A 16,330-nucleotide genomic window follows, 5' to 3' on the forward strand; every position below is an offset into this window, starting at 1 on the left:
CCCGGCCCGGCCGAGTACAACCATCGCCGGCTGCCGCGTGTCGTGCATAGCGTCCAGCTGTGGGCACAATTGGTTTGGCTGTTGGACAGGACGCAATGGATGGGGAGGCAGGAGCGACGGTGGCGGAACGTAGCACGGCTGCCGTCGACGTGGCCGGCAACAGCGGCGATGAGCCGCTGACCGCCAAGGCGGACAAGGCCACGACCGACGGGTTGGCGGAAGCCCAGGACACGGCGGAGCAGTCGGCCGCCGACACGGGCAGTGAGCGGCGGGACACCGAGCCGGGCAGCACGGCTCCCGAACTCCACAGCGGCCACAGACTCGCCAGACGCTACCGCCTGGAGGAGTGCGTCACCCGTCTGGACGGTTTCAGCAGTTGGCGTGCGGTCGACGAGAAACTGCGCCGTGCCGTCGGGGTACACCTCCTGCCCGCCGACCACCCGCGAGCCCGTTCCGTACTGGCGGCCGCGCGCTCCGCCGCCCTGCTCGGCGATCCCCGCTTCGTCCAGGTCCTGGACGCCGTCGAGGAGGGCGACCTCGTCTACGTCGTCCACGAATGGCTGCCGGACGCCGTCGAGCTCACCACGCTGCTCGCCGCGGGCCCCCTGGAGGCCCATGAGGCGTACCAGCTCGTCAGCCAGGTTTCCCAGGCCATGGCCGCCGCGCACCGCGAGGGACTGGCCCATCTGCGGCTGACCCCCGGCGCCGTCCTGCGGACCTCCACCGGCCAGTACCGGATCCGCGGCCTCGCCGTGAACGCCGCGCTGCGCGGCATCCGCGCCGACCGCCCCCAGCGCACCGACACCGAGGCGATCGGCGCGCTCCTGTACGCCGCGCTCACCCAGCGCTGGCCCTACGAGAGCGATGCCCACGGCCTCTCCGGCCTCCCCAAGGGTGTCGGGCTGATCGCCCCCGACCAGGTACGCGCCGGTATCCACCGCGGTCTCTCGGAACTGGCCATGCGGGCCCTGGTCAACGACGGCGCCACGGCGTCCCGGCAGGACCCTCCGTGCACCACACCGGACGAGCTGTCCGCGGCGGTCGCCGAGATGCCGCGTATCCGGCCGCCGGAGCCCACGTTCACCGCCCCGCCGGAGTATCAGCGCACCACCTACCAGCAGGGCACCTACGGGCGAACCCAGCCGGGCATCGGCGTGACGACCCCCACACCGGTGACACCTCCGCCGCCTCCGCTCCAGAGCCCTACCGGCAAGGCCCTCAAGTGGACCGTCGCCGCGCTCCTCATCGCCGCCCTGGGCTTGGGGAGCTGGCAGGTCGCCGACCGTCTCCTCGATGGCCGCGGCACACCCGAGACGACCCCCACGCAGACCACTACCGATGACGGCGACAAGCCCGTGAAGCCCGTGAAGCCCGTGAAGCCCCTCAAGATCGACGGTGCGACGGAGTTCATGCCCGAGGGCTCCAGCATCAAGCCGGAACAGGCCGCGAACACCGTCGACGGCGACAACGGCACGGCCTGGGTCACCCTGCAGTACTTCGACTACCCCAATTTCGGCAACCTCCTCAAGCAGGGCAGCGGAATCGTCGTCGACCTCGGCAGTGTGAAGGATGTGTCCGGTCTCGACATCCGTATGTACCGGTCCGGTCAGAAGGCCGAAGTGCTGGCAGCCGACGCGGACGCCTCGGATCCGACGTCGCTCGCGGACTTCTCCCAGCGCCTCACCAAGCTGGAGACAGTGGGCTCCACTCTGAAGACCACCCTCGACAAGCCCCTGCGGACCCGGTACGTATTGATCCACATCACCGAGCTGCCGCAGGACGGATCCGCCAACCGCTTCCGCGGGGGCATCTCGGAGATCCAGATCACCGGCTGACCGGAGACAGGGGAGGGGCCCACCGTTGGACGACGCCGCACTGGGCGACTCGAGCGACCAGGACCTGCTGAGCGCTCATGTAGCGGGCCATCCTCGGGCCTTCGGCGAGCTGGTTCGGCGCCACCGTGACCGGCTCTGGGCCGTCGCGCTGCGCACGCTCGGGGACCGCGAGGAGGCGGCCGACGCCGTGCAGGACGCCCTGGTGTCCGCCTTCCGGGCCGCTCACACCTTCCGCGGGCAGTCCGCCGTCACCACCTGGCTGCACCGCATCACCGTCAACGCCTGCCTCGACCGGGCGCGCAAGGCTGCCTCCCGCAGGACCTCCCCCGTGGACGACACCGAACGGCTGGAGCAGCTCCTCGAACCCCACGAGTCGGCCGAGGCGCCCGCCGAGCGGCAGGATCTGCACCGGGAGCTGCTGGCGGCCCTCGCCACGCTCCCCGTCGACCAGCGGGCTGCCCTGATCCTCGTCGATATGCAGGGCTACCCCGTGGCGGAGGCCGCCGCCGTACTGGGTGTGCCCGTCGGCACGGTGAAGAGCCGCTGCGCACGCGGCCGGGCCAGACTTCTCCCCCTGCTCACCCATCTACGCGGGGACACCAGGGATAACAGCGGTTCCGAGCGGGGAAGGAACCGGACGCCGCGGGCATCCGTCCCACCGGCATCGGGACCCAAGGATTCAGGATCGAGCGATCCTGCTGGAGTGAAGGGCGGAGGTGGGCGCGCGTGACATCTACGACCGACACCGCTCAGCACCCGGATGTCTCGGAGATCTCCGACCTCGCCGAGGGACTGCTGTCCCCGGAACGCAGCACTGATCTGCGGGAGCACCTCGACGGCTGCGAACTCTGTGCCGATGTCCATGACTCCCTTGAGGAGATCAGGGGCCTGCTGGGCACCCTGCCGGGGCCGCCCCGGATGCCCGCCGATGTCGCGGGCCGTATCGACGCCGCGCTCGCCGCGGAGGCTCTCCTCGACGCGACCGCTCCCGGTGATGCCTCGGCTCCGGAGGAGTCCGCAGCCGCCGATGTTTCACGTGAAACATCACCCGCGCCGGAACCGTCGTCCCCGGCGGCCACACCGGCCGTCGCGGCCGGGACCGTACGGGCCGACCGCCCCGCCGGCCGCCCGAAGGCCGCGACCGGACCCGGTCGCGGCGGGCCGTCGCGGTGGCGGCGTCACCGTACCGCTGTCCTGGGTACCACCTTCGGAGCGGCCTTCGTAGGAATCGGCGCACTGCTGCTTCCGTCGCTCCAAGCCTCGGACTCCGACGTGACCTCCAAGCAGGCCTCCGCTCCGGCCAGCTCCGCCGTGGGTGACCGCGAACTGTTCTCCGAAACGCGTCTCCAGGACCGCGTGGACGCCCTGCTGGCCTCCGGCGCGACAGCCTCGAAGGAGAGCGGATCCACCCCGGGGCAGCCACGCTCCTTGGAGAGTGGCGACCGGAGCACATCGACCTCCCCCCTGCTCACGCCTGCACCCGACGTTCCTGCCTGTATCCAGCGGGGCATCGGCAGCAGTCTCTCGGCGCTGGCCGCGGAGCGGGGTACGTACCAGGGAAGCGACGCGTATCTCGTCGTCCTGCCGGACTCGGGAGACAGCACCCGAGTCCAGGCCTATGTGGTCGACGCGGCCTGTGTGACGAAGGCTCCCGCGACCGACGGAACCGTCCTGCTGACGCACTCCTACCTCCGGCGCTGACACTCCTCGCGTCGAGCCGGGCAACCTCGGGAATGCGGGACCCGTAGGATCCGTTGGATGGGGTGAAAGTCGTTGATCCGGCCCCAGTAGTGCAGTCTGCAGAGACGAGGAAGAATCCCGTGAGCGACGTCCGTAATGTGATCATCATCGGCTCCGGGCCCGCCGGCTATACGGCCGCGCTGTACACCGCGCGCGCATCGCTGAAGCCGCTGGTCTTCGAGGGCGCCGTCACCGCCGGTGGTGCCCTGATGAACACCACCGACGTGGAGAACTTTCCCGGTTTCCGCGACGGCATCATGGGCCCGGACCTGATGGACAACATGCGGGCACAGGCCGAGCGCTTCGGTGCCGAGCTGGTCCCGGACGATGTTGTCTCGGTCGACCTCACCGGTGACATCAAGACCGTCACCGACACTGTGGGCACCGTGCACCGGGCGAAGGCCGTGATCGTCACGACGGGCTCCCAGCACCGCAAGCTCGGTCTGCCCAACGAGGACACGCTCTCAGGACGTGGCGTCTCCTGGTGTGCCACCTGTGACGGCTTCTTCTTCAAGGACCAGGACATCGCCGTGATCGGCGGAGGCGACACCGCGATGGAGGAAGCCACCTTCCTTTCGCGCTTCGCCAAGTCCGTCACGATCGTCCACCGCCGGGACACCCTGCGCGCCTCCAAGGCCATGCAGGACCGTGCCTTCGCCGACCCGAAGATCAAGTTCGCCTGGGAGAGCGAGGTTGCCGAGATCCACGGCGATCAGAAGCTCTCCGGTCTGACCCTGCGCAACACGAAGACCGGCGAGACCTCACCGCTCGCGGTGACCGGCCTGTTCATCGCGGTGGGCCACGACCCGCGGACCGAACTGTTCAAGGGTCAGCTCGACCTGGACGGAGAGGGCTACCTGACCGTGGACGCTCCGTCGACGCGGACGAACCTCTCGGGAGTCTTCGGCGCCGGCGATGTCGTGGACCACACCTACCGCCAGGCGATCACTGCCGCCGGCACCGGCTGCTCCGCCGCCCTCGACGCCGAGCGCTTCCTCGCCGCGCTCAGCGACAGCGAGAACGCCGAGCCGGAGAAGACCGCCACCGTCTGACCAGCCCCCCCCATTCACACCCCTCAACCCCGTAAGGAGGCCGCCGTGGCCGGCGACCTGAAGCATGTGACCGACTCTTCCTTCGACGAGGATGTCCTCAAGAGCGACAAGCCCGTTCTGGTGGACTTCTGGGCCGCCTGGTGCGGACCGTGCCGCCAGATCGCCCCGTCGCTGGAGGCCATCGCCGCCGAGCACGGCGACAAGATCGAGATCGTCAAGCTCAACATCGACGAGAACCCGGCCACCGCTGCCAAGTACGGGGTCATGTCCATCCCGACCCTGAACGTCTACCAGGGTGGAGAGGTCGTCAAGACCATCGTCGGCGCCAAGCCCAAGGCTGCGCTCGTCCGCGACCTCGACGAGTACATCGGCTGACGCAGCGACAGGCGTCATCAGACGCACGATGTTTCACGTGAAACGGGTCCGCCCCCACTCGGGGACGGACCCGTTTCACGTTCTGATCGCGAGCCCGCCTCAGAGCGGTCGTAGCGCCGGCTCCTTCTTCACCGCACCCAGAAGCCGGTCGAGCGCCAGCTCCACGTCTTCCTTCCACGAGAGTGTGGTGCGCAGTTCCAGCCGCAGCCGGGGATACCGCGTGTGCGGGCGTACGGTCTTGAAACCCACCGCGGTGAGATGGTCGGCAGGCAGCACACAGGCCGGCTCTTTCCAGCGGGTGTCACCGAACGCCTCGATGGCCTTGACATCCCGCCGCAGCAGATCCTTCGCAACGGTCTGCGCCATCACCCGGCCCAGTCCCTGTCCTTGATAACCGGGCATGATCCAGGCGGTCATCAACTGGACGGCGTCCCGGGAGACCGGACTGGTGGGGAAGGCCAGGGAACGCGGCACATACGCGGGAGGCGCGTACAGGACGAAGCCGACCGGCAGATCATCGATGTAGACGATGCGGCCGCAGGATCCCCACTCCAGGAGAACGGCCGAGATCCACGCTTCCTTCTCCGCACCCGACCGGCCCGCCGCTACCGCGGCTTCACCGCTGACCGGATCAAGTTCCCAGAAGACACACGTACGGCAGCGATGGGGGAGGTCCGAAACGTTGTCCAGCGTGAGCGGTACGAGCCGACGCCCCATGGAGGCTGTTCCTCACTTCTTTCACCTGCCGCGCCACGGGCGGCTGTCAGCGCGGTCCGTTCCCGGAGCAGGCCCCCGACGAAGCCACCGAGCACACCAAGTCCCAGTCCGGCCGACACCAGTTGGCCGCGGCTCACCGATCGCATGGCCCTCGCTCTCCTTCTGAGGTGGATCAAGGTGGATGCGCCCTACCAGAACGCATCGTATCCACCCAGAGACGCCCGGGACACTGCGGGATCGCAAAGGGCGGGCCGTGTTCCCGTCAGCAGGGAACACGGCCCGCCCCAAGAGCGCGATGGAGCCTCAGCTCTTCTCTTCGTCCCCTACGTCCTCGGTGAGCCCCGGCTCCAGGACGCGCCCCTCACCAGGGGCAAGGGTGCCGAGGATCCGGTCCAGATCGTCTATCGACGCGAACTCGACGACGATCTTCCCCTTCTTCTGTCCCAGGTCGACCTTCACCCGGGTCTCGAAGCGGTCGGAGAGCCGCGACGCCAGATCGGTGAGCGCCGGCGACAGCCTGGCCCCCGCCCTCGGCCCCTTCGACTTGGCGGTGCTCTGAGGACGGGACCCCATCAGGGTCACGATCTCCTCGACGGCCCGTACGGAGAGACCCTCGGCCACGATGCGGTGCGCCAGCCGGTCCTGTTCCTCGGAGTCGTCCACCGACAGCAGCGCCCTGGCGTGCCCCGCGGACAGCACTCCCGCCGCGACCCTGCGCTGCACCGGAGGGGAGAGACGCAGCAGCCGCAGAGTGTTGGACACCTGCGGACGTGAACGCCCGATCCGGTCTGCGAGCTGGTCGTGTGTGCAGTTGAAGTCCTTGAGCAACTGGTCGTAGGCCATGGCCTCTTCCAGCGGGTTCAGCTGGGCCCGGTGCAGGTTCTCCAGCAGGGCATCCAACAGCAGCTTGTCGTCGTCCGTGGCGCGGACGATCGCCGGAATGCGCTCCAGGCCGGATTCCCGGCAGGCCCGCCAGCGCCGCTCACCCATGATGAGCTCGTAGCGCTCCGCCCCCACCTGCCGTACAACGACGGGCTGGAGGAGCCCCACTTCCTTGATGGACGTGATCAGCTCGGCGAGGGCGTCCTCGTCGAACACCTCACGGGGCTGCCGGGGGTTCGGGGTGATCGAGTCGATCGGCACCTCGGCGAAGTGGGCCCCCGCCACCGCCAATGCGGGCGCCGCCTCCGGCTCCGGTACAACGGGCTCCGACTCCGGGGAGACGGTGGCCGTCGGCAGCGAGGTCACCTTCGCCGCGGCCACGCCCCGATCCGCCGTCAGCATCGGGGCCGCGCCCGGAGAGGCGGTGGTCACCCCGGGGGCGGCCACCGGCTGCTCCTGCGGAGCGGCAGGGATCAGTGCACCGAGCCCACGCCCCAATCCCCTACGTCGCTCGCTCACTGGATCCCCTCCGACATGCTCTGCTGGCTGTTCTGGATACCCACATGGGCCTGCTGGGCGTCATAGTGCACCCCCACCCCCCGCAGGGCGATCTCACGGGCGGCTTCGAGATACGAAAGGGATCCACTGGAACCCGGATCATAAGTCAGCACCGTCTGGCCATAGCTCGGTGCCTCCGAGATACGGACGGACCGGGGGATGCTGGTCCGCAGCACCTCGTTACCGAAGTGGCTGCGGACCTCGTCGGCCACCTGCGAGGCAAGGCGCGTCCGGCCGTCGTACATGGTGAGCAGGATCGTCGAGACATGCAGCGTCGGGTTGAGATGCCCCCGCACCAGATCGACGTTCCGCAGCAACTGGCCCAGCCCTTCGAGCGCGTAGTACTCGCACTGAATGGGGATCAGGACCTCTGCTCCCGCGACCATCGCATTGACGGTCAGCAGGCCGAGCGAGGGCGGGCAGTCGATGAGGATGTAGTCCAGCGGCTGCTCATACGCTTCGATCGCCCGTTGCAGTCGACTCTCCCGTGCCACCAGCGACACCAATTCGATCTCCGCACCGGCGAGATCGATGGTGGCCGGGGCACAGAAGAGACCTTCGACGTCCGGGACCGGCTGGACCACGTCGGAGAGCGGCTTGCTCTCCACCAGGACGTCATAGATCGAGGGAACTTCGGCGTGATGGTCGATCCCCAGCGCCGTGGAGGCGTTGCCCTGCGGATCGAGGTCGACCACCAGCACCCGCGCACCGTGGAGCGCGAGCGACGCGGCGAGGTTGACCGTGGTGGTGGTCTTGCCTACGCCGCCCTTCTGATTGGCGACGACGATGACGCGTGTCTGCTCGGGGCGGGGCAGACCCTCACCGGCCCGGCCCAGTGCCTCCACCGCCAGTTGGGCAGCACGGCCGATGGGGGTGTCGTCCATCGGGGGCGGTGTTTCACGTGAAACATCCTCCCCCGGCGACTCGGTACGGGGACCGGGGACCGGATCGGCCATCGGTCCCGCGATGTTGGCGTCGGACCGCAAGGATTCACTCTCCTCGACTTCAGACTCGCAATGGACAGAGCCTGCCATGCTTTCGGGGTCGTGAACCAGCGAGGCCCGTGGATCTGTGGATGAATCCGCGTCTGTGGACAACCCCGCCCCCCGTACGAGGGGTTTTCGGCCCCGCGGTGTGGCGGACGCGCGGCCTCGGGTGATGATGCCCTGCAGCAGTGAGCGACGTTTCACGTGAAACACGATGCACGCGCCGCAGAGCTAGACCATCACGACACTCCGCAATGCTTAGGTATGGCAGCTTGTATGGACCATCACTGATAGCCAGTGAGGACTGTACGGCTCAACGGCGCCGACGCGCACGGCCGGCCCTCGCGGCCTTGGCCCGCTTCGCCGCGAATCGCACACCGCCGGGGCTCTCCCCGACCTCCACCCGCACCACCGTGGCGAGCGGATCGACGACGCCCTGTCCGACCTGAAGCACCGAGGTCTCCACCACGCCGAGCTTGCTCAGCGCCGCCCGGGCTCCGTTGATCTCCTCCTCGGCCGTGTCGCCCTTCAGGGCCAGCATCTCGCCGTAGGGACGTAGCAGAGGCACTCCCCAGCCCGCCAGCCGGTCCAGCGGCGCCACCGCCCGCGCCGTCACCACATGGACCGGCTGAAGCGTGCCGAGGACCTCCTCGGCCCGGCCGCGTACTACCGTCACATGGTCCAGGCCCAGCAGCTCGACCACTTCCTGGAGGAAGTTCGTCCGGCGCAGCAGCGGCTCCAGCAGCGTGATCTTCAGGTCCGGCCGGACCAGCGCCAGCGGGATCCCGGGAAGCCCCGCGCCCGAGCCGACGTCACAGACCATCACGCCCTCGGGCACGACCTCGGAGAGCACCGCGCAGTTCAACATGTGCCGCTCCCACAGGCGCGGCACCTCACGGGGACCGATCAGACCACGCTTGACACCCGCGTCCGCCAGCAGCTCCGCGTAGCGGACAGCCTCCGGAAAGAACTCACCGAAAACAGTGCGCGCCTCGTCCGGTGCGGGGGGAAGCTCTGCTGCCTCCGTCACGGGAACCGTCCTTCCATACCGAACCACCGACCGGTGGCTGACTATCAGGCTGACAAAGATCGGCCCCGCCTGCGCGACAGGCGGGGCCGAAGAAGTTGAACCGCTCAGGCAGGGAGAACCACGACGAAGCGCTCGGGCTCCTCGCCCTCGGACTCGCTGCGCAGACCCGCGGCGGCGACCGCGTCGTGCACGACCTTCCGCTCGAACGGCGTCATCGGGTTCAGCTTCACCGGCTCACCGGTGCTCTTCACCTCCTCCGCCGCCTTGGCGCCCAGCTCGGCCAGCTCGGTGCGCTTCTTGGCCCGGAAGCCCGCGATGTCCAGCATGAGCCGGCTACGGTCCCCGGTCTCCCGGTGAACAGCGAGCCGCGTCAGCTCCTGGAGCGCCTCCAGGACCTCACCGTCCCGTCCGACCAGCTTCTGGAGATCCCCGCCGGCCGCGTCGCTGATGATCGAGACCGCGGCCCGGTCTGCCTCGACGTCCATGTCGATGTCGCCGTCGAGATCGGCGATGTCGAGCAGGCCCTCAAGGTAGTCGGCCGCGATCTCCCCTTCCTGCTCCAGGCGGGTCAGGGTGTCGCCCCCCTCAGGGGCGGCGGAGATGGTGCCTTCCGTCACGGATGGACTCCTTCTTACTTCTTGGACGGGTGCTTGGGCCGCTGCTGGCCCTTGCGCTGTCCCGACTTGGCCTTCTGGCGTGTGGCACCGGCGGCGGGCTTGCCCGACGGCTTGGACGTGGTGTCCTGCGGCTCGTCCTTCTTCTGCAACGAGGTCTTCGCCTGCGGGGCGGCCGGCTCGGAGTCACCCGACGCCGGCTTGTCCGCCCCGGCCGTCTGGGAGGCGGCGGCCTGCCGCTGTGCCTTGGTCTGGCGCTTGGGTTGCTGACGCTTGGCGGTCGCACTCGCCTCGGCCTCGGCGGCGGCGGTGTCGCTCTTGATCACCGTGCCGTCGGGCTGCGCCGCCAGACCCGACTTGGCCAGGCCCACGACGAACTTGCGCTCGTTGTCGTTGCGGTCCGGACCCTTGGCCACGATCGCCTGCACGACGGAACGCTTGCGGCGGGACCGCACCTCGCCACGCGTGGTGATGGCCTTCAGCAGACGCTGCAGGTACTGGTCCTGCGCCTTGCTGCCCGGGGTCGGGTTCTGGTTGATCACGTACATCTGCTGGCCCATGGTCCACACGTTGGTGGTCAGCCAGTAGACGAGCACACCGACCGGGAAGTTCACACCGGTGACGGCGAAGATCACGGGGAAGATGTACATCAGCATCTTCTGCTGCTGCATGTACGGCGTCTTGACCGTCAGGTCGACGTTCTTCGTCATGAGCTGGCGCTGCGTGTAGAACTGCGACGCCGACATCAGGATGATCATGATCGCGGTGACGATCCGCACATCGGTCAGCGAGGCGTTGAGCGACGCGACCTTCTCACTGCTGTCCAGGAACTTGGCGGCCAGCGGGGCGCCGAAGATGTGCGCCTGTCGCGCACTGTCCAGCAGCCCCTGGTCGATCACGCCGATGGTCTTGCCGCTCGCGATGCTGGAGAGCACGTGGTACAGCGCGAAGAAGAACGGGGACTGCGCCAGGATGGGAAGACACGAGGAGAGCGGGTTGGTACCCGTCTCCTTGTACAGCTTCATCATCTCTTCGGACTGACGCTGTTTGTCGTTCTTGTAGCGCTCCTGGATCGCCTTCATCTTGGGCTGGAGCACCTGCATGTTCCGCGTCGACTTGATCTGCTTCACGAAGAGCGGGATCAGGCAGATACGGATCAGTACCACCAGGGACACGATGGACAGTCCCCAGGCCCAGCCCGTGTCGGGGCCGAACATCATCCCGTACAGCGAGTGGAACTGGACGATGACCCAGGAAACAGGTGTGGTGATAAAACTGAAGAAACTGGCAATCGTGTCCACTAATCAGGCTCCTTGAGCTTTGGGCGAGGTCTCTGCGGCCGGACTGGAGGCGTCGGGGGCCGGTCCCCCGGAAGGCACGCCAGCGGCGGGCCGCCCGCCCTTACCGCCGCGCCACGCGTTGCGCAGCAGTTCATGCCATCGAGGCCGTTTGCGCGGCGGGACATGGTCCACACCCCCCGGCGACCACGGGTTGCACCGCAGAATCCGCCAAGCGGTCAGAGCCGTGCCCTTCACCGCGCCATGCCGGTCGATGGCCGTATATCCGTAGTGCGAACACGACGGGTAGTACCGGCAGACAGGCCCGAGGAGCGGGCTGATCGTCCACTGGTACAGCTTGATCAGAGCCAGCAGCGGGTACTTCATCGCGCGCCCCCTCCCAGCAGCCGCCGGAGGGCGGCGTCCAGGTCTCGGGCCAGTAGTGCATGATCGGCGTCGCCCGATCCGGGCAGCGCCCGTACGACAACCAGGCTACCGGGGGGCAGCGCGGACAAGCGGTCGCGTATGAGATGGCGCAGGCGCCGCTTCACGCGGTTCCGTACGACCGCTCCGCCCACTGCTTTGTTTACGACGAAACCCGCACGTACCGGGGAGGCGCTCTCCCCAGGCGCGTGCGGGTCCGTTGCACCGCTGTTCAGATGGACGACAAGGAGCGGGCGTCCAGCCCGGCGCCCTCGCCGTACCGCGGTCGCGAAGTCCTCGCGCCGCCTCAGCCGATTCTCGGTAGGCAGCACGTCATGACCTGTTTGTCAGCGATCAGGCGGACAGACGGGCGCGACCCTTGCTGCGACGCGTCGCGAGAATCGCGCGGCCGGCACGGGTACGCATCCGCAGCCGGAACCCGTGGGTCTTGGCGCGACGGCGGTTGTTCGGCTGGAAGGTGCGCTTGCTCACTCGAGGCTCCAGAAAATGATGTGTGGACGACGGGACATCGCCTGGCTGTCACCGTGCGCCCACGAGAAGCTTGAGAAGCTCGCGATCACGCCCGAGTGCACCGCTTCACAACCACAGATCGTGATCTTTGCCCATCGGAGGCAGGCGGCAGCAGCCATCGACAACTCGACCTGGTCACGGTACGCGCGGCTACGCCATCCGGTCAAACCAGCTCCGTGCCGGTCCCCATTGTGCACAGGCTGTGGACAACAACTTGAACCGCGCGGGTCAGCCTGACTACCTTGGCGGAGGCCGCCCCTGTATGCCGGTCGGTCTTCACCCCGGCTTTCCCTGACCGCCGGCCTTCCCACCCCGTCCCGGGAAGCACACATCCGTGGGACCAGCGAGAGAGCGTGCCTTGTGGCTGATGTACCTGCCGATCTTGCCGCAGTGTGGCCACGAGTGCTGGAGCAACTCCTCAGGGAGGGCCAGCAGGGCGTGGAGCCCAAGGACAAACAGTGGATCGAACGCTGCCAGCCGCTGGCCCTGGTCGCCGACACCGCGCTGCTCGCCGTCCCCAATGAATGGGGCAAGCGCGTCCTCGAAGGACGTCTCGCCCCCCTCATCAGCGAGACGCTGAGCCACGAGTGCGGCCGGCCCATCCGGATCGCCATCACCGTCGACGACTCGGCCGGTGAGCCGACCCCGCCGGCCCCGCCCGTGCCCCAGCAGCACCGCTACCAGGGCCCGCTCCACGACGAACCGCGGCAGGACGACGCGTACGACGGCTACGGGCACCGTCCCTCCGACGACGGCATGCCGTCGGTACGCCCCGCCTATCCGGACTACCGGCAGCAGCGCCCCGACCCCGGTGCCTGGCCGCGCACCCAGGAGGACCTGTCCTGGCAGCACCGCCCCGGCGGCTACCCGGAACGGGACCCGTACGCCACCACCCGGCCGCCGCAGCACGACTACCGGGGGCCGCAGGGCCCCGACCGGTCTCCGTACGAGCGCCCCGCCAACCAACACGACCGGCATGACCAGCACGACCTCCAGGAGCCGCCGGCGCCCCGGCACGGCGGCGGGCAGAGCGTCGGCCGCGCGCGCGGCGGGGCGCCGGGACCGCTGGGCGCCCAGCCCGCCCCGGCGCCGGGCCCCGGTGAGCCGCAGGCCCGGCTCAACCCGAAGTACCTCTTCGACACCTTCGTCATCGGCGCGTCCAACCGATTCGCGCACGCGGCGGCGGTCGCCGTCGCCGAGGCACCGGCCAAGGCGTACAACCCGCTCTTCATCTACGGCGAGTCCGGGCTCGGCAAGACCCACCTGCTCCACGCCATCGGGCACTACGCGCGCAGCCTCTACCCCGGTACGCGGGTGCGGTACGTCAGCTCCGAGGAGTTCACCAACGAGTTCATCAACTCGATCCGGGACGGCAAGGGCGACACCTTCCGCAAGCGCTACCGCGATGTCGACATCCTCCTCGTCGACGACATCCAGTTCCTGGCGTCCAAGGAGTCGACGCAGGAGGAGTTCTTCCACACCTTCAACACGCTCCACAACGCCAACAAACAGATCGTGCTCTCCTCGGACCGGCCGCCCAAACAGCTGATCACCCTGGAGGACCGGCTGCGCAACCGCTTCGAGTGGGGACTGACCACGGACGTCCAGCCGCCCGAGCTGGAGACCCGTATCGCGATCCTCCGCAAGAAGGCGGTCCAGGAGCAGCTCAACGCGCCGCCGGAGGTGCTGGAGTTCATCGCCTCGCGGATCTCGCGCAACATCCGTGAGCTGGAGGGCGCCCTCATCCGGGTCACGGCGTTCGCCTCGCTCAACCGGCAGCCGGTGGACCTCGGGCTCACCGAGATCGTGCTGAAGGACCTCATCCCGGGGAGCGAGGACGCGGCCCCGGAGATCACCGCGGGCAACATCATGGCGGCGACCGCCGACTACTTCGGGCTGACGGTGGACGACCTCTGCGGCTCCTCGCGGAGCCGGGTGCTCGTGACGGCGCGCCAGATCGCGATGTACCTCTGCCGGGAGCTGACCGATCTCTCGCTGCCGAAGATCGGCGCGCAGTTCGGCGGGCGCGACCACACGACCGTCATGCACGCGGACCGGAAGATCCGTGCGCTGATGGCCGAGCGCCGCTCCATCTACAACCAGGTGACCGAACTCACCAACCGCATCAAGAACGGCTGACAGCGCTCACGAGGGCGCCCGGGACCCCGTCCGCAACGGGGCCCCGGGCGCCTTTTCGCGCTCCGGGACGTCACGAGGAGCGTCCCGGAGTTCGCGAGCAGCCGTCCGGCGGTCACGACGAACCGTCCCGGAGAGCCCCTGAGACCGTCCCGGAGGCCCTCGGCACCGGTCGCGAAAGGCCCTCTGCACCGTCCACGAAGCCGCACGAGGCCCTCCGCGGCGTGTCGTCGGCCGCCCTCGCTGTTCGAATCCGCGGCGGCGCGGGCGTCTTCTCCACAGATTCAGGCAGAATCTTCCGTCCACAGCCTGGGGACTCGGGAGTTGTCCCGATCGTGTCCACAGGGGATCTGGCCGACCGGACATCGCTCCAGGTCAGAGGGGTGTGGATTTGTGGTTGACGCCGCTCCACAGGCTGTGGACGGAAAATTCGTCCACAGGGCGTCCCGGATCTTGTCCACCGGCGGCCCACAGGCGGGCCGCCGTCGCCCACAGCTTCTCCACAGCCCTGTCCACTGTTCGGCAACGAAACACCCGGGATCGCTGAGTCGAGTGAAAGGCGTCACACCAAGGAGGTCGGTTGGGCTGTGGGGAACATGGGTAAAGCTGGGGACGCGGCTGGGGAGAAGTCACGGTGTCCTGTGCATGGGGTGTGCAGAACTTTCCGCCATCCACAGAAGAGCCGAGTTCTCCACGGTCCCGCCCACAAGCCCGGTGGATAAAAAAACGGGCTTGACCTGCGCATACGGCGTTATCCACGGTTTCCACAGGGCCTACTACTACTACCCCTGAGAGTTAGCCAGGAGTCCGTTTCGAAGCAGGGCCTGTGCACAACTTCGCGGTCGGCCGTCCGGAACGTCTCGCCCCGACTTGACCCGCGACAGCACCGACTGTCGGTGCCGTACGTCAGACTGGTCCCCGGCGTCACAGCCGACGACGAAGGCCAGCAGGGCGAGCCAGCAACAGCAGGAGGCGGTTCCGGTGAAGATCCGGGTGGAGCGCGATGTACTCGCGGAGGCGGTGGCCTGGGTGGCCCGTAGCCTTCCGGCCCGTCCGCCGGCACCGGTGCTCGCGGGCCTTCTGCTGAAGGCCGAGGACGGTGCTCTCAGCTTCTCCAGCTTCGACTACGAGGTGTCGGCGCGGGTCTCGGTGGACGCGGAGGTGGAGGAGGACGGCACCGTCCTCGTCTCCGGCCGGCTGCTCGCCGACATCTGCCGCGCTCTCCCCAACCGTCCGGTGGAGATCTCCACAGACGGTGTACGGGCGACCGTCGTCTGCGGCTCCTCGCGGTTCACACTCCACACACTCCCTGTGGAGGAGTACCCGGCGCTGCCGCAGATGCCGACGGCCACCGGCACCGTCCCCGGTGAGGTCTTCGCCTCCGCCGCCTCCCAGGTCGCCATCGCCGCGGGCCGCGACGACACGCTGCCCGTGCTCACCGGCGTACGGATCGAGATCGAGGGCGACACGGTCACCCTGGCCTCGACCGACCGCTACCGCTTCGCGGTCCGTGAGTTCCTGTGGAAGCCCGAGGCGCCGGACATCTCCGCGGTCGCCCTGGTGCCCGCCAAGACGCTGCTGGACACCGCCAAGGCGCTCACGAACGGCGACACGGTCACGCTGGCGCTCTCCGGTTCCGGCGCGGGCGAAGGCCTGATCGGCTTCGAGGGCGCGGGACGGCGGACGACGACCCGGCTGCTCGAAGGCGATCTGCCGAAGTACCGCACGCTCTTCCCGACCGAGTTCAACTCGGTCGCGGTGATCGAGACCGCCCCGTTCGTCGAGGCCGTCAAGCGTGTGGCCCTGGTCGCCGAGCGGAACACGCCCGTACGGCTCAGCTTCGAGCAGGGCGTGCTCATCCTGGAGGCCGGTTCCAGCGACGACGCACAGGCTGTGGAGCGCGTCGACGCGCAGCTGGAGGGCGACGACATCTCGATCGCCTTCAACCCGACCTTCCTGCTGGACGGTCTGAGCGCGATCGACTCCCCGGTGGCCCAGCTCTCCTTCACCACGTCCACGAAGCCGGCGCTGCTCAGCGGCCGCCCGGCCGTCGACGCGGAGGCGGACGAGGCGTACAAGTACCTGATCATGCCTGTACGCCTGAGCGGCTGACCCCACAGGTGAGTGCTCGGGGCCGGGCGTAGGCTCGGACCCGGGTACGAATCGCCTCAACG

16 protein-coding genes are annotated in these 16,330 nt (G+C 68.5%); 7 read left to right on the plus strand and 9 right to left on the minus strand.

Annotated features, from left to right (window positions below):
• Nucleotides 1-119: 119 nt before the first annotated feature.
• From AB0P17_RS04585 to trxA, 5 genes are all read left to right on the plus strand, one after another.
• Nucleotides 120-1,835: a protein kinase family protein gene (locus AB0P17_RS04585; protein WP_365807530.1), complete on the plus strand. Its 1,716-nt coding sequence runs from the start codon at nucleotides 120-122 to the stop codon at nucleotides 1,833-1,835.
• Between the two features lie 25 nt (nucleotides 1,836-1,860).
• Entirely contained in the window at nucleotides 1,861-2,565 is a 705-nt protein-coding gene (sigM, locus tag AB0P17_RS04590; RefSeq protein ID WP_365807531.1) for an RNA polymerase sigma factor SigM, read from the plus strand.
• Nucleotides 2,562-3,536 carry a zf-HC2 domain-containing protein gene (locus tag AB0P17_RS04595; protein WP_365807532.1) on the plus strand — a complete coding sequence of 325 codons (975 nt, stop codon included), beginning with the start codon at nucleotides 2,562-2,564 and terminating at the stop codon, nucleotides 3,534-3,536. Before sigM ends, AB0P17_RS04595 begins: the two co-directional genes overlap by 4 nt.
• A 119-nt stretch (nucleotides 3,537-3,655) precedes the next feature.
• A complete protein-coding gene (gene trxB, locus AB0P17_RS04600; protein ID WP_365807534.1) occupies nucleotides 3,656-4,627 on the plus strand; it encodes a thioredoxin-disulfide reductase in 972 nt (323 codons plus the stop codon).
• Between the two features lie 45 nt (nucleotides 4,628-4,672).
• Nucleotides 4,673-5,002 carry a thioredoxin gene (gene trxA, locus AB0P17_RS04605; RefSeq protein WP_365807536.1) on the plus strand — a complete coding sequence of 110 codons (330 nt, stop codon included), beginning with the start codon at nucleotides 4,673-4,675 and terminating at the stop codon, nucleotides 5,000-5,002.
• A 99-nt stretch (nucleotides 5,003-5,101) separates the two neighbouring features.
• On the opposite strand, the gene AB0P17_RS04610 is transcribed toward trxA, so the two are convergent.
• From AB0P17_RS04610 to rpmH, 9 genes are all read right to left on the minus strand, one after another.
• Complete coding sequence (locus AB0P17_RS04610; protein WP_365807537.1) at nucleotides 5,102-5,719, minus strand: GNAT family N-acetyltransferase; 618 nt, start codon at nucleotides 5,717-5,719, stop codon at nucleotides 5,102-5,104.
• 303 nt (nucleotides 5,720-6,022) lie between these two features.
• A complete protein-coding gene (locus tag AB0P17_RS04615) occupies nucleotides 6,023-7,120 on the minus strand; it encodes a ParB/RepB/Spo0J family partition protein (RefSeq protein ID WP_365807538.1) in 1,098 nt (365 codons plus the stop codon).
• On the minus strand, nucleotides 7,117-8,193 hold the full coding sequence (locus AB0P17_RS04620) for a ParA family protein (protein ID WP_365807540.1): 1,077 nt from the start codon (nucleotides 8,191-8,193) through the stop codon (nucleotides 7,117-7,119). The genes AB0P17_RS04615 and AB0P17_RS04620 overlap by 4 nt, the downstream gene beginning before the upstream one ends.
• A 265-nt stretch (nucleotides 8,194-8,458) precedes the next feature.
• Complete coding sequence (rsmG, locus tag AB0P17_RS04625; protein ID WP_365807542.1) at nucleotides 8,459-9,175, minus strand: 16S rRNA (guanine(527)-N(7))-methyltransferase RsmG; 717 nt, start codon at nucleotides 9,173-9,175, stop codon at nucleotides 8,459-8,461.
• A 104-nt stretch (nucleotides 9,176-9,279) separates the two neighbouring features.
• Nucleotides 9,280-9,792, minus strand: a complete 513-nt coding sequence (locus AB0P17_RS04630; protein ID WP_365807543.1) for a R3H domain-containing nucleic acid-binding protein — start codon at nucleotides 9,790-9,792, stop codon at nucleotides 9,280-9,282.
• 14 nt (nucleotides 9,793-9,806) lie between these two features.
• A complete protein-coding gene (gene yidC, locus AB0P17_RS04635) occupies nucleotides 9,807-11,090 on the minus strand; it encodes a membrane protein insertase YidC (RefSeq protein ID WP_365807545.1) in 1,284 nt (427 codons plus the stop codon).
• A 3-nt stretch (nucleotides 11,091-11,093) separates the two neighbouring features.
• Complete coding sequence (gene yidD / locus AB0P17_RS04640; RefSeq protein ID WP_365807546.1) at nucleotides 11,094-11,453, minus strand: membrane protein insertion efficiency factor YidD; 360 nt, start codon at nucleotides 11,451-11,453, stop codon at nucleotides 11,094-11,096.
• On the minus strand, nucleotides 11,450-11,821 hold the full coding sequence (gene rnpA / locus AB0P17_RS04645) for a ribonuclease P protein component (protein WP_365807547.1): 372 nt from the start codon (nucleotides 11,819-11,821) through the stop codon (nucleotides 11,450-11,452). The genes yidD and rnpA overlap by 4 nt, the downstream gene beginning before the upstream one ends.
• A gap of 22 nt (nucleotides 11,822-11,843) precedes the next feature.
• The gene (rpmH, locus tag AB0P17_RS04650; protein ID WP_003975051.1) at nucleotides 11,844-11,981 is read right to left on the minus strand and encodes a 50S ribosomal protein L34; all 138 of its coding nucleotides are present in this window, start codon (nucleotides 11,979-11,981) and stop codon (nucleotides 11,844-11,846) included.
• Nucleotides 11,982-12,380: 399 nt separating this feature from the next.
• Between rpmH and dnaA the strand changes: the two genes are divergently transcribed.
• Together dnaA and dnaN are read left to right on the plus strand one after the other, a co-directional pair.
• Nucleotides 12,381-14,159 (plus strand): chromosomal replication initiator protein DnaA, encoded by a 1,779-nt coding sequence (dnaA, locus tag AB0P17_RS04655; protein ID WP_365807548.1) that lies wholly within the window; start codon nucleotides 12,381-12,383, stop codon nucleotides 14,157-14,159.
• A gap of 978 nt (nucleotides 14,160-15,137) precedes the next feature.
• The gene (gene dnaN, locus AB0P17_RS04660) at nucleotides 15,138-16,268 is read left to right on the plus strand and encodes a DNA polymerase III subunit beta (protein WP_365807550.1); all 1,131 of its coding nucleotides are present in this window, start codon (nucleotides 15,138-15,140) and stop codon (nucleotides 16,266-16,268) included.
• Nucleotides 16,269-16,330 lie beyond the last annotated feature (62 nt).

The organism is Streptomyces sp. NPDC088124, from assembly GCF_040685895.1.
Lineage (GTDB): Bacteria > Actinomycetota > Actinomycetes > Streptomycetales > Streptomycetaceae > Streptomyces.

What these genes read in the sequence shown, in the direction of transcription:
- AB0P17_RS04610 (WP_365807537.1), bottom strand. Translation starts at nt 5,719, where the DNA reads ATGGGGCGTCGGCTCGTACCGCTCACGCTGGACAACGTTTCGGACCTC.
- AB0P17_RS04620 (WP_365807540.1), bottom strand. Translation starts at nt 8,193, where the DNA reads ATGGCAGGCTCTGTCCATTGCGAGTCTGAAGTCGAGGAGAGTGAATCC.
- yidD (WP_365807546.1), bottom strand. Translation starts at nt 11,453, where the DNA reads ATGAAGTACCCGCTGCTGGCTCTGATCAAGCTGTACCAGTGGACGATC.